17 protein-coding genes and 3 pseudogenes are annotated in these 21,266 nt (G+C 62.6%); 8 read left to right on the top strand and 12 right to left on the bottom strand.

The window, feature by feature from the left end; genetic code table 11:
* Positions 1-83 precede the first annotated feature (83 nt).
* From IVB07_RS12360 to IVB07_RS12370, 3 genes are read left to right on the top strand one after another with little or no spacing between them, the layout of a single operon-like run.
* Positions 84-632: a TRAP transporter small permease gene (locus tag IVB07_RS12360; protein ID WP_247767686.1), complete on the top strand. Its 549-nt coding sequence runs from the start codon at positions 84-86 to the stop codon at positions 630-632.
* Positions 623-1,915 (top strand): TRAP transporter large permease, encoded by a 1,293-nt coding sequence (locus IVB07_RS12365; protein WP_085349490.1) that lies wholly within the window; start codon positions 623-625, stop codon positions 1,913-1,915. The genes IVB07_RS12360 and IVB07_RS12365 overlap by 10 nt, the downstream gene beginning before the upstream one ends.
* Before the next feature lie 23 nt (positions 1,916-1,938).
* A complete protein-coding gene (locus IVB07_RS12370) occupies positions 1,939-2,745 on the top strand; it encodes an SDR family oxidoreductase (RefSeq protein ID WP_247488504.1) in 807 nt (268 codons plus the stop codon).
* Between the two features lie 9 nt (positions 2,746-2,754).
* Here IVB07_RS12370 and IVB07_RS12375 read toward each other — a convergent pair whose 3' ends face one another.
* Genes IVB07_RS12375 through IVB07_RS12390 form a run of 4 tightly spaced genes read right to left on the bottom strand, consistent with a single transcriptional unit; the run spans position 2,755 to position 7,021 of the window.
* Positions 2,755-3,453: a substrate-binding domain-containing protein gene (locus IVB07_RS12375; protein WP_247767687.1), complete on the bottom strand. Its 699-nt coding sequence runs from the start codon at positions 3,451-3,453 to the stop codon at positions 2,755-2,757.
* Complete coding sequence (locus tag IVB07_RS12380; RefSeq protein WP_247767688.1) at positions 3,450-5,582, bottom strand: molybdopterin cofactor-binding domain-containing protein; 2,133 nt, start codon at positions 5,580-5,582, stop codon at positions 3,450-3,452. Before IVB07_RS12380 ends, IVB07_RS12375 begins: the two co-directional genes overlap by 4 nt.
* On the bottom strand, positions 5,579-6,049 hold the full coding sequence (locus IVB07_RS12385) for a (2Fe-2S)-binding protein (protein ID WP_247767689.1): 471 nt from the start codon (positions 6,047-6,049) through the stop codon (positions 5,579-5,581). Before IVB07_RS12385 ends, IVB07_RS12380 begins: the two co-directional genes overlap by 4 nt.
* A 15-nt stretch (positions 6,050-6,064) precedes the next feature.
* Positions 6,065-7,021 carry a tripartite tricarboxylate transporter substrate binding protein gene (locus tag IVB07_RS12390; protein WP_247767800.1) on the bottom strand — a complete coding sequence of 319 codons (957 nt, stop codon included), beginning with the start codon at positions 7,019-7,021 and terminating at the stop codon, positions 6,065-6,067.
* A gap of 252 nt (positions 7,022-7,273) precedes the next feature.
* Between IVB07_RS12390 and IVB07_RS12395 the strand changes: the two genes are divergently transcribed.
* Positions 7,274-9,364: a molybdopterin-dependent oxidoreductase gene (locus IVB07_RS12395; protein WP_247767690.1), complete on the top strand. Its 2,091-nt coding sequence runs from the start codon at positions 7,274-7,276 to the stop codon at positions 9,362-9,364.
* Between the two features lie 140 nt (positions 9,365-9,504).
* Complete coding sequence (locus IVB07_RS12400) at positions 9,505-10,287, top strand: enoyl-CoA hydratase/isomerase family protein (protein WP_018454799.1); 783 nt, start codon at positions 9,505-9,507, stop codon at positions 10,285-10,287.
* A gap of 47 nt (positions 10,288-10,334) precedes the next feature.
* Here IVB07_RS12400 and IVB07_RS12405 read toward each other — a convergent pair whose 3' ends face one another.
* Positions 10,335-11,636, bottom strand: coding sequence for a hypothetical protein (locus IVB07_RS12405; RefSeq protein ID WP_247767691.1), 1,302 nt, complete (start codon positions 11,634-11,636; stop codon positions 10,335-10,337).
* 1,426 nt (positions 11,637-13,062) lie between these two features.
* Between IVB07_RS12405 and IVB07_RS12410 the strand changes: the two are divergent.
* Positions 13,063-13,710, top strand: a pseudogene (locus tag IVB07_RS12410) (ArdC-like ssDNA-binding domain-containing protein); the annotation flags it as partial.
* 88 nt (positions 13,711-13,798) lie between these two features.
* Here the strand turns inward: IVB07_RS12410 and IVB07_RS12415 are convergent.
* Genes IVB07_RS12415 through IVB07_RS12425 form a run of 3 tightly spaced genes read right to left on the bottom strand, consistent with a single transcriptional unit; the run spans position 13,799 to position 17,000 of the window.
* Positions 13,799-14,791, bottom strand: a complete 993-nt coding sequence (locus IVB07_RS12415) for a tyrosine-type recombinase/integrase (protein WP_247297730.1) — start codon at positions 14,789-14,791, stop codon at positions 13,799-13,801.
* The gene (locus IVB07_RS12420; RefSeq protein WP_247767692.1) at positions 14,788-15,729 is read right to left on the bottom strand and encodes a tyrosine-type recombinase/integrase; all 942 of its coding nucleotides are present in this window, start codon (positions 15,727-15,729) and stop codon (positions 14,788-14,790) included. Before IVB07_RS12420 ends, IVB07_RS12415 begins: the two co-directional genes overlap by 4 nt.
* Complete coding sequence (locus tag IVB07_RS12425; RefSeq protein WP_247523560.1) at positions 15,726-17,000, bottom strand: tyrosine-type recombinase/integrase; 1,275 nt, start codon at positions 16,998-17,000, stop codon at positions 15,726-15,728. The genes IVB07_RS12420 and IVB07_RS12425 overlap by 4 nt, the downstream gene beginning before the upstream one ends.
* Before the next feature lie 81 nt (positions 17,001-17,081).
* Here IVB07_RS12425 and IVB07_RS12430 point away from each other — a divergent pair.
* Positions 17,082-17,258: pseudogene (locus tag IVB07_RS12430) on the top strand (zincin-like metallopeptidase domain-containing protein); the annotation flags it as partial.
* A 115-nt stretch (positions 17,259-17,373) separates the two neighbouring features.
* On the opposite strand, the gene IVB07_RS12435 reads toward IVB07_RS12430, so the two are convergent.
* Genes IVB07_RS12435 through IVB07_RS12450 form a run of 4 tightly spaced genes read right to left on the bottom strand, consistent with a single transcriptional unit; the run spans position 17,374 to position 20,970 of the window.
* A complete protein-coding gene (locus IVB07_RS12435) occupies positions 17,374-18,033 on the bottom strand; it encodes a tyrosine-type recombinase/integrase (protein ID WP_247767693.1) in 660 nt (219 codons plus the stop codon).
* Positions 18,030-18,371 (bottom strand): site-specific integrase, encoded by a 342-nt coding sequence (locus IVB07_RS12440; RefSeq protein WP_346659455.1) that lies wholly within the window; start codon positions 18,369-18,371, stop codon positions 18,030-18,032. The genes IVB07_RS12435 and IVB07_RS12440 overlap by 4 nt, the downstream gene beginning before the upstream one ends.
* Complete coding sequence (locus IVB07_RS12445; RefSeq protein WP_247767694.1) at positions 18,368-19,744, bottom strand: tyrosine-type recombinase/integrase; 1,377 nt, start codon at positions 19,742-19,744, stop codon at positions 18,368-18,370. The genes IVB07_RS12440 and IVB07_RS12445 overlap by 4 nt, the downstream gene beginning before the upstream one ends.
* The gene (locus tag IVB07_RS12450) at positions 19,741-20,970 is read right to left on the bottom strand and encodes a site-specific integrase (RefSeq protein ID WP_247361518.1); all 1,230 of its coding nucleotides are present in this window, start codon (positions 20,968-20,970) and stop codon (positions 19,741-19,743) included. The genes IVB07_RS12445 and IVB07_RS12450 overlap by 4 nt, the downstream gene beginning before the upstream one ends.
* A gap of 144 nt (positions 20,971-21,114) precedes the next feature.
* On the opposite strand from IVB07_RS12450, the pseudogene IVB07_RS12455 reads away from it, so the two are divergent.
* Positions 21,115-21,249: pseudogene (locus IVB07_RS12455) on the top strand (antirestriction protein ArdC); the annotation flags it as partial.
* Positions 21,250-21,266 lie beyond the last annotated feature (17 nt).

Genomic DNA, 21,266 nt, shown 5'->3' on the forward strand with positions numbered 1-21,266 from the left:
CATAGCGTCGGTTCGGCGTTGCCGACTGGCGACGCCTGACCGACGCATTGGATGCGCGCAAGGAGACTTGCAAGGAGACTTGGATGACAGACCCTCACGTCGCAGACCACGAACTGGACGTAGCCGGACCCCCGTCCACCGGCTTGCTGTCCCGGATCAATGCACCCGTCGCTCGGCTAGGGATGTACCTGTCGGTGACCGGGCTGCTCGTCATCGTCACCATCGTCTTCTACCAGGTGTTCGGACGCTACGTGCTCAATTCCAGCCCGACCTGGACGGAGAACCTTGCGTTGGTTCTTATCCTGTATGTCACGTTGATCGGCGCCGCCGTGGGCGTGCGCGATGCCGGACATATCGGCATGGACAGTTTGCTGGTGATGCTGCCGGATCGCGCGCGGGAGAAGATCGAGCTTGTCATCCACGTCCTGGTCGCCGGCTTCGGCGTCGCGATGGCCTGTAACGGCTGGATCCTCGGAGCCTCGGTTGGAACCGTGAAGATCCCCAATCTCGGGCTGCCCGAGGTCATCCGCTACCTGCCGCTGATCGCCTCCGGCGTCCTCATCGTCTCCTTTTCAATCGAGCACATCATCGCTCTCCTGCGCGGCGAAGAGGTCGTCCCCTCATGGAATTGATCATCCTCGGCGCCACTTTCTTCGGCTTCCTGGTCCTCGGCGTCCCCGTCGCCTTCGCGATCGGCCTCTCGGCGATTTGCACCATCCTCTACGAAGGCCTGCCGGTCGCCGTCATCTTCCAGCAGATGATGTCCGGGATGAACATCTTCTCCTTCCTCGCCATCCCGTTCTTCGTCTTCAGCGGTGAGCTGATGCTGCATGGCGGCGTCGCCGACAAGATCGTGCAGCTTGCCAAGAATCTCGTCGGACACATCCGCGGCGGGCTCGGCATGTCGAACGTGGTCGCCTGCACGCTGTTCGGCGGCGTGTCCGGTTCGCCCGTGGCCGACGTGTCGGCGATGGGGGCCGTGATGATCCCCATGATGAAGAAGGAAGGTTTCGACACCGACTACGCCGTCAACGTCACCACCCATGCCTCGCTGGTCGGAGCGCTGATGCCGACCAGTCACAACATGATCATCTATGCGCTCGCCGCCGGCGGCAAGGTTTCGATCGGCGCGCTGATCGCCGCCGGGCTCCTGCCGGCCCTGGTGCTGATGGTGTGCATGCTGGTCGCCGCTTACGCGGTCGCGGTGAAGCGAGGCTATCCGGCCGGCAAGTTCCCGGGCTGGCCCGCGGTTTTTCGCTCGTTCGCTGCCGCTCTGCCCGGGCTTCTGATCGTCGGCATCATCCTGGCGGGCATCCTGTCCGGTGTGTTCACGGCCACCGAATCCGCGGCCGTCGCGGTCACCTATACGATCCTGCTGACGTTCTTCATCTACCGCACCATGACCTTGCCGAACTTCCTGCGCGCTGCGGCCAAGGCGGTGAAGACGACGGGGGTGGTGCTGCTGCTGATCGGCGTCTCCACCATGTTCCAGTATTTGATGGGGCTTTACGAGGTCGCCGACTTCGCCGGCGAGATGATGAGCAGGGTCTCGACGCAGCCCTGGGTCATCTTCCTGCTCATCAACGTCATCCTGTTCGTGCTCGGCACGTTCATGGACATGGCCGCGACCATCCTGATCTGCACGCCCATCTTCCTGCCGATCGCGATGAAGGCGGGCATGGACCCGGTGCAGTTCGGCATGCTGATGCTGATCAACTGCGCGCTCGGGCTGAACACCCCGCCGGTCGGGACCACGCAGTTCGTGGGCTGCGCCATCGGCGGCATCTCGGTGGGCGCGGTGATGCGCACCATCCTGCCGTTCTACGCCGCCCTGATCGCAGCTCTGATGTTCGTGACCTACGTCCCCGCCTTCTCGCTGTGGCTGCCCCGCCTGTTGATGGGCTACAAGGGATAGCAGCAATACAGGAGAATCTATCCGTGACCGACTATCGCAAGCTCTTCGATCTCACCGGCAAGACGGCCGTGGTGCTCGGCGCGGCCTCGGGCATCGGCAAGTCGTCAGCCGAGGCGCTGGCCGGGCTCGGCGCCCGTGTCGTCTGCGCCGATCGTGCGCTTGACGCCGCCGAAGCAACCGCCGCCGGCATTCGTGAGAAGGGCGGCTGGGCCGAGGCGGCTGCGTGTGACGCGGCGAGCGCCGCGGACGTCAATGCGCTGGCCCAGACCGTGATGCAGAAATTTTCGCGGCTCGACATCGCGGTGACGACGCCCGGGCTCAACATCCGCAAGACCATCCTCGATTACACCGAGGAGGATCTCGACCGCGTCCTCAACCTCAACATCAAGGGCACGGTTTGGTTCTTCCAGGCCTTCGGCCGCATCATGGTCGAGCAGAAGGGCGGCAGCATCATTGCCTGCTCCTCGGTGCGGGCGGTGACCATCGAGCCCGGCCTCGGCGTCTACGGCTCGACCAAGGCGGCCATTGGCCTGCTGGTGAAGGGCTTTGCCTCCGAGGTTGGGCGCTCCGGCGTGCGCGTCAATGCGATCGCGCCGAGCATCGCCGAGACCGCGCTGACCGGCCCGTTCAAGCAGCGTCCCGACATCTACAATCTCTATGCCGGCCACACCGTGTTCAACCGCTGGAGCAGCGCCGACGAGGTCGCGACGGCCGTCGCCTATCTCGCCTCGGACGCCGCGAGCTATGTCAGCGGCAGCACGCTGTTCGTCGATGGCGGCTGGACTGCCGTCGACGGCCCGCCGACCGGCCTCACCCAGTTACACAAATAGAGCGGTTATCTAGCCGGTAAAGCCGGCGCGCTGGCGCAGGTCCTTGCGGTCTGCGCCGGTCAGCAACGAGATCAGCACCGCCGCCTCTTGCGGATGTGCGGCCCGCGTGGTCACGCCGGCCGTGTACATCGTCACGAGCTCGCAGCCCGGCGGCAGCGCTCCTGACAGTGCGATGCCGTCGGTCGCGATGATCTCGGTGGCCTGGGTGCAGCCGATCGGATGCGCGGCGGTGGATGCCGCAAGCTCCCGCATCGCGGTCGCGCCGTTCGGAAAGATTTTCAGGCGCGAGGCGACCTCGTAGGCGATGCCCAGCTGATCCAGCACCTTTGCAACGTGTTGTCCCGCCGTCGAGGCTTTCGTATCAGGGACGTAGATCGCGTCGGCGCTGCGCAGCACCTCGCGCAGGTCAGTCTCGGTCTTCACCGTCACCATGGGATCGCGGCTACGGACCGCCAGCGCGGTCTCGACCCGTCCGATATCCGAAATCGAGGAGGGGACGACGAGCGTCTCTTCGGCAAGCTTTGCAAGCAGCGCCTGCGTCAGGATCACCAGATCGGCCGCCGTTCCCGCGCGCAGCTTGTCGGCCATGATGCCGACCGCGCCGAACTCGCCGTCGATGCCGAAGCCGGTCTGCGTCTTGAAGGGATCGCTGAGGCCGCGCACCAGGCCTTGCGCCGCGCCTCCGCTCAAAATGCTCACTGTCGTCACGATGCCAGCTCCATGGCTGCAATGATCTTGTCGCGGGTGATCGGCAGGTCGCGCACGCGCACGCCGAGGCAATCGTAAACGGCATTCGCGATCGCCGCCGTCACCGGGCCGTGGGCAGCCTCGCCGGCGCCGACCGGTTCGATCTCCGGCCGCTGCACGATCTCGACATCCACCATTGGCACCTCGCTGAAGGTGAGGATCGGATAGTCGGTCCAGGACGTCGATGTGATGCGCATGCGGTCGAAGCGGACGCGTTCCTTCAGCACCCAGCTCGTCGCCTGGATCGCGCCGCCCTCGATCTGGTTGATGACGCCGTCGGGATTGATGGCCTCGCCGACATCGACCGCAAGCGTCAGCCGCTTGACGCGGATGTCATCAGTGCCTTCGATCTCGGCAATCGCGGCGCAATAGGCCCCCATGTTCTTGTAGCGGGCGAAGCCGACGCCATGACCGATGCCGGCCTGCTTCTGCGGTTTCCACTGCGCGCGTCGTGCCGCGGCCCGGATGACGTCCTTTGCGCGTTCGTCGCGCAGATGACGCAGGCGGAACGCAATCGGGTCTTCGCCGCGCAGGGCGGCGATCTCGTCGAGCAGGGACTCGATCGCGAACACATTGCCTTGTCCGCCAAGTGTCCGCAATGCCGAGGTCCGCACCGGCATGGTCAGCAGCCGGTGGCTCGTGACCGTCCAGGCCTTGAGGTCGTAGAGCGGAACGGAGTTGCGGTCGCCGCCGCCGCCATTGGCCGCCGGCGGATTGGTCGAGATCATCCGGGGGTAGGGGTTCGTGATCTCGGTTGCGGCGAGCAGCGCGGGCTGCGCCGCGCGCCCCGGCCGCGCCGCGTGGCCGTTGCTCCACATCGAGTGGCGCCAGCCGACGATCTCGTTGTCCGCATCGAGATCGGCCTCGATCTCGATCGCCATCGCCGCGCCGAACGGTGCGTGGGCCATCTCGTCGTGGCGCGACCATTGCACCCGCACCGGACGGCCGCCGGCAGCCTTCGCCAGCAGCACGGCATCGAGCGCGACATCGTCGGCGGCATTATGTCCGTAGCAGCCCGCGCCTTCCATGTGCTCGACCACGATGTTTTCTGGCGGCAGCTTGAGCACGATCGCAAGATCAGCGCGCAGCAGATAGACGCCTTGGCTGTGCGTCCAGACATGGACGCGATCGCTGTTCCATCGGGCCATCGCACAGGATGGTGCGATCGAGGCATGCGCGATGTAGGGACGGATGAATTGCCGGCGGAGGGTGCGCGCAAGCTTGGGTGTCGCCGCAGTCGTCCGGACATCGATCACGGTGGTCTCGACTGGCTGGCTCTTCAGGAATCCGGCCAGATCAGCTTCATCGGGCAGCGGCTCGCCAGCCGACCATGTCGCCCCCTTGCGCAAGGCTTTCAGCGCGGCTTCCGCCGCTACCTCGCTGTCGGCAACCACGCCGGAAAAGCCGCCGTCGCGGAGGATTGCGACGAGGCCGGGAACGGCTCGCGTCGCGGTCTCGTCGAGTGCGATCAGCCTGGCGCCCGAGATGTCCGGCCGCAGCACGCGTCCGTGCAGCAGGTCCGGCAGCGGACAGTCATGGATAAAGCGCGCCCGTGCGAACACCTTGTCGGGAATGTCGATGCGCTGAACCGGATGTCCGGCCACAGTGCGCTTGGCGACAATCTTCGCCGTCACGCCCGCATTGGCGTCCTCGTCGAGCGAAACGTCGCCGGCCAACTCCCAATAGCTGGTCCTGACATTGCCGGGGCCCGAGATCGTGCCGTCATCGATCTCGAGCAGCGATGCATCGACACCGAGACGTTCGGATGCCGCGGTGAGGAAGCGCTGGCGCACCTCGGCACAGGCGTGGCGCAGCGCGCGGCCGGATTGCTGGACCGAAAGGCTGCCCGAGGTGACGCCCTCGTTCGGGCTTGCCGCCGTGGAGGCGCGGATCATCTCGATGCGGGCAATATCGACGTCGAGCTCGTCGGCTGCGATCTGCGCCAGGGCTGTGACGATGCCCTGGCCGATCTCGACCTTGCCGGACGAGATCGCCACACCGCCGTCGCCGACGAGCTTCACCCAGGATGACAGCTTGGGATTGGCCGAAAGGCTGACCGGCAGTGTCGGGGCAGGGGACGGCGCAGTCATGATGTCGCCATCTCCGCGGCCGCCCGCAGCACGGCGCGCACCATGCGGTTGTGCGATCCGCAGCGGCACAGATTGCGATCAAGCGCAGTTTTCACCTCCGCGTCCGTCGGCGACGGATTGCGCTTCAGCAGCGCCGCCGCGCTGATCAGGATCCCCGATACGCAATAGCCGCATTGCATCGCCTGCTCGGAGATAAAGGCGCGTTGCAGCGAATGCGGTTGCTCCGCGGTGCCGAGGCCTTCCACCGTGACGACCTCCTTGTTGGCGACCGACCACATCGGCATGTCGCAGGAGGCCATCGCGCGATCACCGACCATGACATGGCAGGCGCCGCACTCGCCGGCCCCGCAGCCGAAATGCGGACTTGTGACGCCGAGCCGGCCGCGCAGCACATCGAGCAGCGTCTGATCCGGATCGGTCTCGACGGCCGTCGCCGTGCCGTTGAGCTGGAATTGAATGGTCGGCATTGTCGCGCTACGGCCTCAGGACTTGTCGAACTTCTTGACGACGTCCGCCCATTTCTCGATGTCGCCGCGCAGGAACTTGTCGAATTCCTCCGGCGTCATCGACATGGGCACCGCGCCCTGCGCAGTCCAGAGCTTGACGATGTCGGGCCGCTTCACCATTGCGTTCACGGCGGCATTGAGCTTGTCGATCACAGGTTTCGGCGTCCCGGCCGGAGCCATCAGGCCGAGCCAGATCGTGGCTTCATAGCCAGATACGCCCGCCTCGATCGCTGTCGGCACATTCGGCAGCACCGCCGAGCGCTGCTTGCCGGTGGTCGCGAGCGCGCGGACCTGGTTCTCGCCGATGTTCGGCGCCATCGCCGGCACCGCGTCGATCATCATCTGCACCTGCCCGCCGATCACGCCGCTGCGGGCCTCGCCACTGTTGCGGTAGGGGACATGGACGAGATCGATGCCGGCCATCGCTTTGAACAGCTCGCCGGCCATGTGATAGGGCGTGCCCTGGCCGGAGGAGGCGTAGTTCAGCTTGCCCGGCTGCGACTTGGCGAGGGCGACGAACTCCTGCAGCGTCTTCGCTGCGACTTGCGGGTTCACCACGATGACGAGATCGGAAGAGTTCACCGGTGCGATCGGCGCGAGGTCGCGCATCAGCTCGTATTTGCGCTTGTCCGGCGTCAGCAGCGATTCGTTCGCGGTTTGGGTGTTGGACATCATCAACAGCGTGTAGCCGTCGGCGGGCGACTTCGCCGCTTCGACCGTGCCGATGACGCCGCCCGCGCCGGTGCGGTTCTCGATCACGAAGGGCTGGCCAAAACTCTCCTGGAGCGCATTGCCGATCTGCCGGGCCGCGACATCGGCGGGCCCGCCGGCGCCGAAGGGCACGACGATCCGGACCGTGTGGTTGGGATAATCCTGCGCCAGGGACGGGACTGCGGCGAAGGCGCAGAGCAGACCGGCGGCCAGCGCCAGCATGAATTGTCGGGCCGTCACACCCACCTCCCTGTTGTCGTTCTTGTTGGCGGGCACTGTAGCGGCAGGGGAGGCGGACTGTCGACGCCTCACAAGGCCGATGGTGCCTGGAATATCCTGCGGTTTTCGGTGTGGCCGCGCCGCTCTTCGCGGTCGCGGCAGGAACCGGCGGCGCACGCGGTCTGAGCAAATCGCATGGGCGTTGCCGGATAAATACCCTCGGCTGACAGGTATTTTGGTGTTACCAAATTGGACATGAACCAGCACGCCAAGATCGAAATCCGCCATTCGACCTGTCCGCATGATTGCCCGTCGGCCTGTGCCCTCGACATCGAGGTGGTCGAGGGGCGCAGCATCGGTCGTGTCCGCGGTTCGAAAAAGCAGACCTATACGGCCGGCGTGGTCTGCGCCAAGGTCGCCCGTTATGCCGAGCGCATCCATCATCCCGATCGGGTGACGTATCCCATGCGCCGCACCGGGCCGAAGGGCTCCGGCCAATTTGCGCGGATCAGCTGGGACGAGGCGCTGGACGAGATTGCGGATCGCTTCAACCAGGCCGAGCGCGAATTCGGCGCGGAATCGGTCTGGCCCTATTATTACGCCGGCACGATGGGGCTGGTGATGCGCGACGGCCTCAACCGCCTCACCCATGTGAAGAAATATTCGCGGTTCTATCAGACCATCTGCGCAAATGTCGGCCGCATCGGGTTCGCGATCGGCACCGGCAAGATCGCCGGCGTCGATCCGCGCGAGATGGCGCTGTCCGATCTGGTGGTGATCTGGGGCACCAACCCCGTCAACACGCAGGTCAACGTGATGACGCACGCCGCCCGTGCCCGGAAGGAGCGCGGCGCCAAGATCGCGGCCGTCGATATCTACGACAACGAGACCATGAAGCAGGCGGATATCAAAATCATCCTGCGGCCCGGCACCGACGGCGCGTTCGCCTGCGGCGTGATGCACGTCCTGTTCCGCGACGGCTATGCAGATCGCGCCTATATGGACAAGTACACCGATTGCCCTGATGAGCTCGAGGCGCATCTGAAGACGCGTAACCCCGAATGGGCATCCGCGATTTCAGGCGTGCCGGTGGCGGAGATCGAGGCTTTTGCCAAATTGGTCGGCGAGACCAAGCGGACCTTCTTCAGGCTCGGCTACGGCTTCACCCGCTCGCGCAACGGTGCGGCGCAGATGCATGCCGCGAACTGCATTCCCGCGGTAACCGGCGCCTGGCAATATGAAGGCGGCGGCGCCTTCTTCAACAATTACGCGCTGTGGCACTTCAACGAATCCATCATCGAGGGTCACGACGCCATCGACCCAACTATCCGCGCGCTCGACCAGTCGCAGATCGGCCGCATCCTCACCGGCGATTCCAAGGCGCTGCACGGCAAGGGTCCGGTCAAGGCGCTGCTGATCCAGAACACAAACCCGATGACGGTGGCACCGGAACAGGCACTGGTGCGGCAGGGGTTTGCGCGCGAGGATCTGTTCGTCGCGGTGCACGAGCAGTTCATGACCGAGACGGCCGAGATGGCCGACATCGTGCTGCCGGCGACAATGTTCATGGAGCATGACGATCTCTATTACGGTGGCGGGCACCAGCACATCTCGGTCGGCCCGAAGCTGATCGACCCGCCCGGCGAGTGCCGCTCCAACCACGAGGTCTTGCAGGCGCTGGCGCCGCGGCTTGGCGCCAGGCATCCAGGGTTCGAGCTGACGCCGCGCGAGTTGATCGACGCGACGCTGAAGCTGAGCGACCACGGCGACATTGCCGGCCTCGAAGCTGACCTCTGGCGCGACCTGCAGCCGGACTTCCGGACGTCGCATTATCTCGACGGCTTCGGCCACGCCGACAGGAAATTCCATTTCAAAGCGGATTGGGCGCATCCGCCGTTCGGCCAGACGATGGGTGACTTCGACAAGATGCCGTCGCTGCCGGACCATTGGGCCGTGATCGAGCATTCCGACCAGGCCCATCCGTTCCGGCTTGCCACGAGCCCGTCGCGCAGCTTCCTCAACACGACCTTCAACGAGACGCCGTCCTCCCAGGCGCGCGAGGGCAAGGCGAGCGTGATGATCCATCCCCTGGATGCGGCCGCGCTCGACATCGCCCATGGCGACGCCGTGACGCTCGGCAACGCCCGCGGCGAGACAACGCTGATCGCCACGCTGTTCGAGGGCGTGCGCCGCGGCGTGCTGATCGCGGAGTCCGTTCAGCCCAACAAGAACCATATCGGTAACCGCGGCATCAACATGCTGACGGGCGCGGACACGATCGCGCCGATCGGCGGCGCCGCTTTCCACGACAACAAGGTCTGGATCAGGAAAGTGGTGGCGGCCTGATCCGCAACATGCGCTTCGATCGGGTTACAAGTTTGTGTCGAGACGCTAAAGCGGCGCCGCGCCGCAAATTGCCCTTGCACCTTTGGCCCGAGCTGCCGCAAATGGCTGCAAAACGGAGAGCCCAAGGAAGCGAGCGCGCCATGACCGACACCACAGCCGTGATCACCGAGAAGCGCGGGCAGGCGCTCTGGATCACCATCAACCGGCCCGAGAAACGCAATGCGCTGAATGGCGAGGTCATCGCCGGCATCACGCGCGGTTATCGCGACGCGCATGACGACAAGGATGTCCGAATCATCGTGCTGACGGGCGCGGGCGACAAGGCGTTCTGCGCCGGCGCGGATCTGCAGAACTCCGGCGCGGCCTTCGCGATGGATCATTCGAAGCCGAATGTCGACTATGCTGATCTGCTGCGGTTGTCGCAGAACGCGACCAAGCCCGCGATTGCGCGCCTCAGCGGCGTCTGCATGGCAGGCGGCATGGGCCTGCTCTGCATGACCGACATGGCCGTCGCCGCCGATCACGTCATCTTCGGCCTGCCGGAAGTGAAGGTCGGCGTGTTCCCGATGCAGGTGTTGAGCCTGTTGCAGGCGATCGCGCCACCGCGCCTCGTCAACGAATGGGCGTTGACCGGCGAGCCGTTCGACGCGAAAGCGGCATTGGCAGCAGGCCTGCTGAACTACGTCGTGCCCACGGCCGAGCTGGATGCCAAGGTCGACTGGCTGATCGGCCGCATCGTCGACAAATCCCCGACCGCGATCCGTCGCGGCAAATACGCGATGCGCGCCATCGCCTCGATGTCGTTCGACGAGAGCATCGCCTACACCGAAAGCCAGATCGCGCTGCTTGCCATGACCGAGGATGCCAAGGAAGGGCTGAAGGCGTTCAGCGAGAAGCGCAAGCCGGTGTGGACGGGAAAATAGGCGATCCTTTCAGCGCATTGATCGTGCTGCCATCGGCCGACGTGCCATTATTCCGAGGGGAGATTGGCGTTTAGCCGAATAAGGAGAGATCTTGTCCGCTCTTCGCGACGCTTTTTTGTGGCAATGATCAACTGCCTGGCCGTACGCTTGGCGTAGGTTGGCAGTTGGCGACTTGATCTATGACGACCAGCCGCGCGCAACTCTGCATCCGTGAGATCGCTGTCGGCGCCCTCGGTAAATCCTCCGTGTCGGAAAGACCTAAAAGAAAGCTCCTGACGTAGGCCAGCCTCTGTGATGATGGTTTTTACCACACTACGTAGATAGCGGAGATCCTTGCGTGGGGTAATCCATGGTAGCGGGATTGCCGACTGACGATGCGCATGATCACGACGGAATACCAGACCGGAGAGGGTGGTCCTCTTGATCTCGTCGAGTTCCTCCATAAGCTCAGGAAAGAGAGGGGTGCCCGTTTCGTCCGATAGGGGCCACCAAGCCTCCTCTCCATTCTTCGGATGCACGATTCTGACGCTATTTGGCCGCTCGCTGGGTCGATAATGCGAAATGTCGAAGGCGCCAAACACGTGCTGCTCTCGTTGCAGCCACTCCCACGACAATAAAGCAGCTGTTGCGATCGAGCGGTAATCAAGCTTTCTCGCGGCAGCTCTGAACGCGACGAGTTCGTCCCAAGTTGCGGTCGGTGTGGGCCGTATCGGTTGCCCAGGCGGATGAGATTTTAGTCCCATCCGGGAAAACGGATTGGTCGCTGGTACGATCCGTTCTTGAGCACGCTGACCAACGAACCAAGCACGGCGACAGGCCGCCATGGCCATAGTTACATAGCGACGACGCTCGCGAACGACGACCTCTCCACTGTTATTGACTTTCGTCACGCACAATAATTTTCGATAAACTGCGTCGACGAACGCTTTGGTGAAATCGGACAACTGTTTAGACCCAACGCGACTTCCATCTTTCAGCTCGTGATTGGCGAACAGTGCGAGACTTTTTGTATAGTGCCGCTGCGTAGCGCTTTCGATTTCGGTCCACTTCTGGTGAGCTTGGAAGACGCCGACGAGCCAATCGAACGTGCCGGGTTCGATCGTCGCCGGCATGATGTCGCTTAGACCCCGTGAGTGCCAACTGTCGAACGCCGGCAGGAGGACTTTCTCTGCCCGCTCGACGGCAGTTGCGTAATCGCAGCCTAGAGCTTCAGGGTTTAAATCGCAGCCCTGTCGACGAGCCCAGGTTGGGGGTTCAAAATAGTAGGCTATTCTATTCTTCGCTAATATTTTGCGGCGACAATAACGGGGCAGATGCGATGCCTTTTCAAGCGAAATCACACCAGGCATAAAAGATCCTCCCCCTGCTTAAGATCTCTTTTTCGGGTCGACGCTGCGAAGTGATCCATAGTCGCCTTCGACCAAACTGGCTGGCGCAGGCGCCCAGTTCCGCGAAAGCCGATTGGCGGGGGGGCGTCTCCTCGGCTGATCGCGCGCGTGAGTTCGCTTGTGTCTCCAAAGTCAAGGTAAGCGGCGGCCATGTCCGCTCTCATCATCGTGGGCCAGGTTCCAGCGAGAGGGTAGCGGGCAGGTAGTGCGGTGCGCGGCGAGACTAAGCGGTTTGATCTGACTGCTGAATGCCCGTGGTGTAACATGTGCTGATTCCACTGACGAACGAGACGGGATCTGGTCGATCCGGATTGCTCTTCGTCCCTGGTCGGGGGAGCGAGAGTTCGGATTGCGGATCAAGCGGAGTGTTACGGCCAAAGAGTTTGCACCTCTACTGCAAAGGGCGGCCCGGCGGGAAAAGGCTGGATTGGCGCGCGAAAAGGAACCCTTTTGGTGTGTAGTTCTCCAAGAAAGCCAACGTCGCTCGCGAAAGAAAAGGGGAACAGTTGCGGCGCTCCGTTGGTAGGGGCCGGTATCCGGCAGGCAGCTGCTTTGGATGATAGGTCAATCGTCAATCCGACAGGTCCGATGGGAGACTTGTATCGAAGCCTTCGGATCGCTTTCGAGCGTCGGAATTTGAACGTGCGGGTTGGACTAAGCAGGCTATGGTTGCTGGGCTGAGCACTGCTCGGCCGGCCATTGCTCGAATGGTTCAATTGCTCACGTATTCGGAATGATAGTTGCAGATATCCGTGAGCTGCAGGCCTTTCGTGATGCGCTTGAGCCGGATGGACGATGCAAGGCAGAATGCAGCCCGAACTGCGCCTGGATGGGTAAATAGGACTAAGAGACTTTTCGACGCGCCGACGAATTCAAGCGACGAAACGAGGTCCTCTGGTCGAGCCCTGGCGAGTTCTCCCGTTTGCGCGCGTGCGGCTGCGCCGCAACGGGCTCTTGTGAACCGAGCCGCGCTGCGTCTCGGCCATCCGGCTTCGATCCCTCGCGCAGGGATAGCGGAGCTCCTCGCCGGGGGCACTCGGAAAAGGGGCTCGCCTTGCGGCGATCGCTATCACTGCCCCGTTCCCGGGTGCCGCTATTAAACCGGTCTCGTCGCTGCACTCGGATCCGCGTGCCCCTTCGGGTCGCGATGCTCACGCTCTCCGGGTGCCATTTTCCATAGGGCGATACGCCCCTGGCGCACGCCTGGTGGGGCCTGCGGCCCCGGTCGCTCAACTCAATTTCCATGAAGATACGATGGAAGGCGGGCTGCGTTACAGATTTCGCATTCTCTCAATTAGGAGGAGAGAGTCAGAGTGTCGGCCGGGTTTTGCCATGACGGGTTACAGGCTGCGAGAGAGGCTCGCGGTCCCCGTCGCGGAGACCCGCGATGTCCAGACACTATCTTCGGGCGCGCACCGGTGAGGACCGGGCAAGCCTTTATGACGACATCACCAACAAGATCATCGCCGAGCTGGAGGCTGGCCGAGTGCCGTGGGTGAAGCCCTGGGGCACGGCGGCGGCGAAGGCGCCTTTGGCCATGCCGAAAAGCGCAGCATCCGGCCATCAATACAGCGGCATTAACATTTTATTTCTCTGGGGTGCCGCGACCGAACACGGATTTACAGGGCAGAGCTGGCTTACCTTCCGCCAGGCGCTGTCGCTCGGTGGTCACGTCCGCAAGGGCGAGCGCGGCACGACCGTCGTCTACGCCGACCGCTTCGTGCCGGTCGACGAAAAACGCCGCGCACATGAGACCGGTGAGGAAGCGCAGGGCATTCCGTTCCTCAAGCGCTTCACGGTCTTCAACAGCGATCAATGTGACGGCCTGCCGCCAGAGATCGCAAAAACGGCGCCACCTCCGCCGCCAGGCCTGATCGAGCCGCAGGTCGAATACCTGATCAAGGCGACCGGCATCGACTTCCGCATCGGCGGCAACCGTGCCTTCTATATGCCGACGGTAGATTATGTGCAGGTGCCGCCTCCGCAGGCCTATTTTGAACCAATCAATTGGCATCGAACGGCCCTCCACGAGCTGGCGCATAATGCCGCGATCCAGATTATGCCGCATGGCCTCTGTTGGAGGCTGGATATCCCGGTGTTGGCCATGCGGCTGTTCGGCATAATCAGAGCCCTTCAAGGAACGCGAGCAGTTTGTCGTCCGGCCGGAACCGACCCGGCGGCGCGGATGGTGCGGCGACGAGAGCGAGCGCCTTTTCCTTCATCCGCATATCGGCGTGGATGTAGATCTGGGTGGTCTCGACGTTCTCGTGACCAAGCCAGAGCGCGATCACCGCAGGATCGACGCCATGATGGAGCAGGTCCATCGCCGTGCTGTGGCGCAGCGTATGCGGTGTGACCCGCTTGGTGCCGATGCTCGGGCACGCGCGCGACGCCGTGAGGCAGTGCTTGCGGACCAGATGCTCAAGAGCGTCACGGCTCAGCCGTTCGCCCCGGATCGACGGGAACAGCGGCTTGCTCTGGTCTTTGTCGTTGCCGATCCACGTCGCCAGCAGCTTGGCTGTCTCGCGGCGAAGTGGGGTGGCGCGCTCCTTGCGGCCCTTGCCCATGCAACGGATGTGAGCGCCGGTTCCAAGCGCGACATCGCCCCGGGTAAGGCCGACCAGTTCGGAAGCTCGCAGGCCTGTCTGGATTGCGAGCAACAGCAGAGCATGATCGCGCCGGCCCGCCCATGTGGTGCGATCCGGAGCCGCCAGCAACGCCGCCATCTCTTCGGCATCGAGGAACGTAACTGCACGCTTCACATAGCGCTTGTTGGGCATGGCCAGGATACGCTGGCAGTGTAGTAGCCAGGTCGGATCGGTCATCGCGACGAAGCGGAAGAACGATCGGATCGCCGCGAGCCGGGTGTTGCGGCTGCGGGCGCTATTGCCCCGCGTGGTCTCGGTATGGGCGAGGAAGTCCGCGACCAGATCGGCGTCGATATCTTCGACCGTCAGGTTGACTGGCGGCTTGTTGCGGCGAGTGCTCGCGTACCTGAGCAGTAGCCGGAACGTATCGCGATAGCCAGCGACCGTATGTCGGCTCGCCTCCAGTTGCGTGCAAAGCCGCTCGGTGAAGAAGCGCTGGATCAGCGCAGGTAAGGCGATGGTGCTCATTGTGCCATCTCCCCGCCGCTCGCGGTGGCGCGGCCCATCGCTAGATCGAGCAGCTCCGGGACCGCCTCCAGATACCAATATGTTCCAGAAGGGTTGCTATGACCCAGATAGGTCGTCAGCCGGATCATCTCGCGCGCCGGGTCCTTGCCAGTCCGGTACCAGTTGATCATCGTACGCACGGCGAAGGTGTGGCGCAGGTCGTGGATGCGCGGTCCCCGGCCGTGCCGCTGGTACTGCTGCTCGGATCGCAATCCGATCTGCTGGCATGCTTGCGCAAAGTTGTAGCGGGCCCCACAGTCGGTGAGCCGAGTCGCCTTGTCAGTTATGAACATCGGCTTCGCCGGATGACCGATCAACCGGTCGCGTTTGACGTGATAGTCTAGCAGTCGCTCGACGGCGCTGGGGTCGAGCGGCAGCAGTCGCTCCTTACCGTTCTTACCTTGTCGGACGCGTAACGCACCATTATCGGCATCGAGGTCGTCTCCATCGAGCGCGAGCGCCTCGCTGACGCGCAGGCCCGTGATCGCGATGAGTGCGAACAGCGTCGAGCAGGTCAGCCCGCGCAATCCGCAAATCGACGGAAGTGCCATTGCGGCCGCGATGATCGAAGCGACTTCCGCGTCGCTGTAGATATACGGTCGGGAGCGCATCACGGTATTCGGCAACAATCCCCGGGGCGGGGCTTCATGCGCCAGATCGAAGCTACTTAGCCACTGCGCGAAGAGGCGCACGACGGTAAGCCGCGCCGCTCGCGTCCTGCCGTTGGCCTCGTCGAGCGTAGCATGCCAGCGCAGGAACAGCGCCGTGTCGATATGCGTCGCACGCTCGCGGTCGGCAAACCGCGTGAAGCGGCGGAGGATGCGCTCGCTGGTGCTCAGGTCGTAGCCGAGGCTGCGCCGCACGGCCAGATAGCGATCGAGTTGGGAGGTGAGGCTCATTGCGCGCCTCCCACTACGGGCCAGGGCATTGCTATCGATCGCAGCCCATCTATGTCGAGACGGGCATATATCATGGTCGATGTGCGTGAGCGATGCCGCAGCACGTCGCCCACCTCGTCGAGCGATGCACCCGAGTTCACCAACTGGACCGCAAGGCTATGACGCAGCAGGTGCGATCCCACATAGGGCGTCACCGGTTTCTGGCCGGTCGCCTTCAGGGCATCCTTTAGGACGGCGTTGACGATTTGGCCGTCATTGAACGGACGATGTGGCGCGCGATGGGTAACGAACATCATGCGGCAGGACGTGGGGCCGCGCTCCTCGCGCAGATAGCGGCTCAGCGCATCGCCAACCTCCGAGCTGATCGGCACGCGATCGTGGAGTTTGCCCTTGCCACGAACCAAGAGTTCGCCCGCGCGCCAGTCGACGTCGTCCAACCGGATCGCGATGACCTCGGCAGCACGCAAGCCAAGCCGGGCCATGATGAGCAGCATCGCATAGTCCCGAGCCCCGTGCCGCGGGTTGTGGCGCACGCAGGCGAGCACCGCCTCAACGCCCTCGGGCACCAGATGGCGCGGCAGTCGTGCTCCCCAGCGTTTCGCCGTTCTAGGCAGACTCAGAGCTAGATTGGTCGCTGTCGCGCCACTGCCGAACAGATATTGCAGGAAGATACGAACATGCGTCGCTACCGTCTTGTCGCGCCGCGCACTTGCCATTACGTGCTCAAGGAAGCTGATCACGTCGGCGGGCCGCAACCGCCCCGGATCAACCATCGCATCGCCAAAGCGATGATCGAGGAACCGGTTGGCGAACCGCAGCGTGTGATAGATCGTCCGCGGGCTAAGGCCGCGATGCTTGACCAAATAGGTCTCGAAGTCCGCCAGTAGGGCCGCACGCGCTTGCTGCGCCTCGCTCAACGGCACTGGATGCGTCACGCCGATATCGAGGAGATGCTGCGCGAACCGGCGGGCCAACCTATACGGCCATATCGTGCCGGTTTTCTTACGCGGCACCTTGCGTCCCAGATGCTCGGCCATATCGAGCGTCAACGCTGAAGGACCGATGCCCTGGACATCCATCGCGTGACCCACCTTTCGTAGGATCGATAGGTAGGTCTTGACCGTGCCGGCGCTGTAATTCTCCGCCGCAAAACTCGCTGCGAACGAGCCAAGATGCGGCTCGATGCAGGTCTGCAAATATTGAGACATGATCTTCGTGCTCCTTGTTGTTGGAGCGACGAAGATTATGCCGAATGGGATTGGCGGGATCATGCCGCCAACCGGGCCCAGCCGAGCAGATGCGGCATAATCTGGATCGCGGCATTATGCGCCTTATGCCGATATCGGCATAAGGCGCATGCCAGTGGCCATCCATCGCGCCTCAACCGTGACCTGTCAGGCAGCTACGGTACCAAGAAGTATGCCTTTGAGGAGCTGGTTGCGGAAATCTCGTCTGCGTTCAGTTGCGCCTCGCTCGGCATCGTGCCGATGGTGCGGCATGCCGACTATATCGGCTCATGGCTTGAATAATGGCAAGCTCGCCATTACTCCAGTAATCAGCAGCAGATCATAATGTGAAGGAGCACCACGTTTCCGGTGTTATGCTGGGATAGTGCGCGATCTCCTCCACATTATTTCCTTGCCGCTAAAGGGTATCGAGCCAGGCCAGAACGCTCTGGTCCTGTTTCCACGATGGTCGTTTTGCCGATCGTGACGGGCTTTCGAGGCGCTCCAACGCCAGGCGCTTTGTTTCCAGATTTGCCTGAGCGTAGTGGTTTGTGGTGTCGAGGCTGACATGGCCGAGCCAGCTTCGGATCACAGTGACGTCAACGCCTGCCGCTACCAGATGCACCGCCGTCGCATGACGGAAGCTATGAGGTGTTACGTGCTTTGAGGCCAGGCTCGGCATGATCTTCGCTGCCGCTTCGACGTATTGCGCCAGTTTGAAGCGGACGCCCGATGCGCCGAGCGGGACACCATACCGATTGACGAAGATGGGCTCGTCGTCGGCCCTCGGCTGTCGCATGAGCTGCGATCTTAGCAACGACACGGTTTCTGGCCAAAGAGGGCTCAGCCGTTCTTTTCGTCCCTTGCCGTAAAGACGCACGCAGGTTGGCGAGTCGAACCGGATCGCCCGCGGGCAAACATCGAGCGCCTCCTGGATGCGCGCGCCGGTATTGTAGAGGAAGCAGAAGAGCGCGTGGTCGCGTTGCCCCTCAATCGTCGAGCGGTCGGGCTGCGCCAGAATGGCCTTCACCTCCTCGGGCTCCAGATAGCACGGCGCATGGATCGGCGCTTTCTTCATGGGCACGTGCAGAATCTGGGTGCATTGCTCGATAGCCGTCGGCTCGCGGTCAGCAACGAAGCTAAAGAAGCTGCGGACAGGCGACAGTTGCGCGTGCCAATCGTATCTCCGCGTTCCTGCTCGGTGTATTGCAGGAAGGTCTTGACCTCGGAGGCCGTCAGGTCCCCCAGTGCGAGCTGGGCTATCGGCCGGCGTCGGCGTTGAGCCACGAACCTGAGGAACAGGCGCCATGTGTCACGGTAGGACCGAACGGTGTGCGCAGAGGCATTTCGCTGCTGAACCATCCACTCGTAAAAGAAGGCATGAAGCAGCCTCGGGAACGGGTCGACCGGTTTCATGGCTGCACCCCCTCTGACGCGTGCAGGCAATGTGACGCGAACGTCCGGAAGCGTTCGTTTGCTTGCTGAAGGAGTTCCTGGGTGACCGTGATGTAAACCAGCGTCGCGTGGATATCGCGGTGCCCCAGATATGTCGCGAGGAATGGAAGCTTGTCCTGCGGATTGATGCCGGCGCGGTACCATTCGAGAATGCGGTTCACCACAAACGAGTGACGCAGGTCGTGGATGCGAGGGCCAGTCTTGCCTTTCGCCGCCTTGAGTCCGGCACGCCGCAGGATGTCGACAAGGCAACCGGCGATGGCGTGCGACGTGTAGCGCGCATTGCCCTGATCGTGCCAGAACAGGCCAGATTCGGGGCTTTGTGGCATCTTCGCCTTGCGTCTCGCCTCCAGATATTCCCGCAGCGCCGACAACGCACTGTCAGCCAATGGCAAGATCCTCGATTTGAAGAACTTCGTCTCCCGGATGGTAATCGTGCCAACCTGCAGATCGATATCGGCAAGGTTCAGGCGTGCGAGTTCTCCCAACCGCAATCCCGCGCAATAGGTCAGGACCAGCATGGTGTAGAGGCTGATCGGCCGCAACGGTGAGCGTGGAGAGGGGTAGGTCAGAGCGATGTCGAGGAGACGGCGAACCTCTTGCGCGCTGTAAATATATGGCCGACGCCAATGTCGCGCGACCTGTTGTGCAGGACGGGGATCCGGACGCCTTGGTTTGGTGCTGGGATCGAGATGATGCTGTGCCTTGGCCAAGGCACGAGCGAGCTTTTCGCATTCGGCGGCATGGTTGGCGGTTGATCGCGCGGCCGCCCAGTGCTGCAACATGATCGATACTGACTCTCCCGCCAACTCCGGATGCGCTTGCAAGAAGCGATCGAACCGCCAGAACCAGCGGGTCTGCGTCTGATAGCGATAACCTCTCGCCTGCATCAGCGCGATGTGGTTGCGCATGAGGTCGCCGAGAACACTGCTGAACGGTGGGAACTGCCGTAGCGCTTCGAGTGCCTGATCGGGATCGGGCGCGAGCAGCGACCGCACGATAGCCTTGTCGCTTTTCGCATGGTACTCGGCACGCAAATCAGCAATGGGATTGCTGACGATCAGCGCTTCCCCCACGAGGAAGTCGAGGAAGCGATTGACGATGCGGGCGCGATGCAGCAGCGTCGCCATGGGCCAGTGCATGGCATATTCGCGCAACCACGTTTCGAGCACTTCTCGGCCAAGCTGTCCGGGTGTGCGCTGATCCCGGACAACCACTTCCTGGAAGGTTCGGAGCGCCTGACGGTAATAGATCGGACTGGTCGAGCAGCGTAGCCGGAGCCGACCAAGATAACGGGCAATCGTTCTGCCATCGGTGTCGGGCCAAGCGTTCATGAGCGCACCTCCTGTCCCGGGATCTCTAGGGCGATTGCGCGCAGGTCCTCCGTGGCAAGTTTCAGGTAGGGGATCGTCGATTCCGTTGAACGATGACCCAATACGTCTCCGATCAGCTTTCGCGGGACCGACGCCCGTAGCAGACTGACTGCACGTGCATGCCGGAAGGTATGCGGGCCGCGTTTGCCGCTTGGTGTGACGCCTGCCGCCTCAATCCGCCGGCTGACTTCGTTATAAATGCGCACCATGGGAACGTAGGGTGCGCGGGTGCGAACAAAGATCTCCCGCACACCAGTTTCAGGGCGGCCGTGCCGGAGGTACTCGATCAGCGCTTCCCCAACGGCCTCAAACAAGGGCAGAAGAGAATGATCACCCGTTTTGGAGCGGCGGATGTGCAGAATGTCCGCCCGCCAATCGATGTCTTCTAACCGCAAACGGCTTATCTCGCCGGAACGTAACCCATAGGTCGCAAGAAGCTGAAGGATGGCATAGTCGCGCAAGCCCATCGGCGACCGGTCTTTTCGAACAGATTTCAGGACAATCGAGATATGATCCGAACTTAACGCGGACGGGATGCCTTCATAGGCATAGAGCAGCGGAGCAATAACGTGCTGGGAGAGATCGGCCGTGGTGCGACCTGTCCTGTGAAGATGTTTCAGCAGCGAACGAAGCCGCTCGGCGACATCTTTCAAGGATTTCCGCGTCAGCCCGCGAGCCCGCATATCCATGTAAATATCGAGATCGCGGACGGTCAGGCCTGCAAAATTGGCGTTCGAATGCTTGATGAGCCAAGCACAAAAATTTCGAGCTTCCCACAGTAAGGCGTCGACCGAGGCCGTGGCGAGCCCGCGTTCCTCCCGCAGCCATGTCTGATACTGATCGCACACCTCTCGACAAAGACGCCCGCCAGCATTGATGGCCGCAGTTTCAGGTGGCCAGCGCTTCAACGCGAGTTTCAGCAGCGCGTGGATTCCTGATCTGGGAATGCCTATCCAATAGCGAGCTGGAGCGCGGCCATGACGCTTGCGAAATTGTCGAACCGCAAACCGCAGATAAGCCGTTACGTCGGCCGGCGTGACTGCTTCGAGAGCAATTTCGCGTACCGTCAGATACGCAAGAAAGTGGTCGGCGTTGCGGCAATAGTTATGAACTGCAACTCGGTTATATCGCAGTCGCGTGAGAGCATCCCTAAGCTCCGAGACAAGGGCGCTGTATCCATGTGTCATGAAGGCTTCCTCAACTGTGTTTGATCAACAGCCGAGGGTCTCATGCCGGAAATAATGCGCAGCAGATCGCGAGCCGTTTTAGCCGATCTCCACAAGCCGGCCGCGCTAAGAATCTTCCTTCACATTATGATCTGCTGCTGATTACTTGAAGTCTTGCGCGAGGACAAACGTGCCATTGTCCGGGCTGCTTCCAAGGCCAGCAAGGTTGCCGATTATCTGCTTGGCTTTCTCCCAGAACCCGTCGGCGACATGCCGAGGGAGGACCAGCAGGCGGCGTAAGGCTCTGCTCGGTGGCC

The organism is Bradyrhizobium sp. 172 (assembly GCF_023101065.1).
GTDB classification, from domain to species: domain Bacteria; phylum Pseudomonadota; class Alphaproteobacteria; order Rhizobiales; family Xanthobacteraceae; genus Bradyrhizobium; species Bradyrhizobium canariense_D.

Bases quoted from the DNA above. Each gene is read 5' to 3' on its own strand.
- IVB07_RS12360 (WP_247767686.1), top strand. From the start codon at position 84: ATGACAGACCCTCACGTCGCAGACCACGAACTGGACGTAGCCGGACCC.
- IVB07_RS12365 (WP_085349490.1), top strand. From the start codon at position 623: ATGGAATTGATCATCCTCGGCGCCACTTTCTTCGGCTTCCTGGTCCTC.
- IVB07_RS12380 (WP_247767688.1), bottom strand. From the start codon at position 5,582: ATGACTGCGCCGTCCCCTGCCCCGACACTGCCGGTCAGCCTTTCGGCC.
- IVB07_RS12385 (WP_247767689.1), bottom strand. From the start codon at position 6,049: ATGCCGACCATTCAATTCCAGCTCAACGGCACGGCGACGGCCGTCGAG.
- IVB07_RS12390 (WP_247767800.1), bottom strand. From the start codon at position 7,021: ATGCTGGCGCTGGCCGCCGGTCTGCTCTGCGCCTTCGCCGCAGTCCCG.
- IVB07_RS12395 (WP_247767690.1), top strand. From the start codon at position 7,274: ATGAACCAGCACGCCAAGATCGAAATCCGCCATTCGACCTGTCCGCAT.
- IVB07_RS12400 (WP_018454799.1), top strand. From the start codon at position 9,505: ATGACCGACACCACAGCCGTGATCACCGAGAAGCGCGGGCAGGCGCTC.
- IVB07_RS12405 (WP_247767691.1), bottom strand. From the start codon at position 11,636: ATGCCTGGTGTGATTTCGCTTGAAAAGGCATCGCATCTGCCCCGTTAT.
- IVB07_RS12415 (WP_247297730.1), bottom strand. From the start codon at position 14,791: ATGAGCACCATCGCCTTACCTGCGCTGATCCAGCGCTTCTTCACCGAG.
- IVB07_RS12420 (WP_247767692.1), bottom strand. From the start codon at position 15,729: ATGAGCCTCACCTCCCAACTCGATCGCTATCTGGCCGTGCGGCGCAGC.
- IVB07_RS12425 (WP_247523560.1), bottom strand. From the start codon at position 17,000: ATGATCCCGCCAATCCCATTCGGCATAATCTTCGTCGCTCCAACAACA.
- IVB07_RS12435 (WP_247767693.1), bottom strand. From the start codon at position 18,033: ATGAAGAAAGCGCCGATCCATGCGCCGTGCTATCTGGAGCCCGAGGAG.
- IVB07_RS12440 (WP_346659455.1), bottom strand. From the start codon at position 18,371: ATGAAACCGGTCGACCCGTTCCCGAGGCTGCTTCATGCCTTCTTTTAC.
- IVB07_RS12445 (WP_247767694.1), bottom strand. From the start codon at position 19,744: ATGAACGCTTGGCCCGACACCGATGGCAGAACGATTGCCCGTTATCTT.
- IVB07_RS12450 (WP_247361518.1), bottom strand. From the start codon at position 20,970: ATGACACATGGATACAGCGCCCTTGTCTCGGAGCTTAGGGATGCTCTC.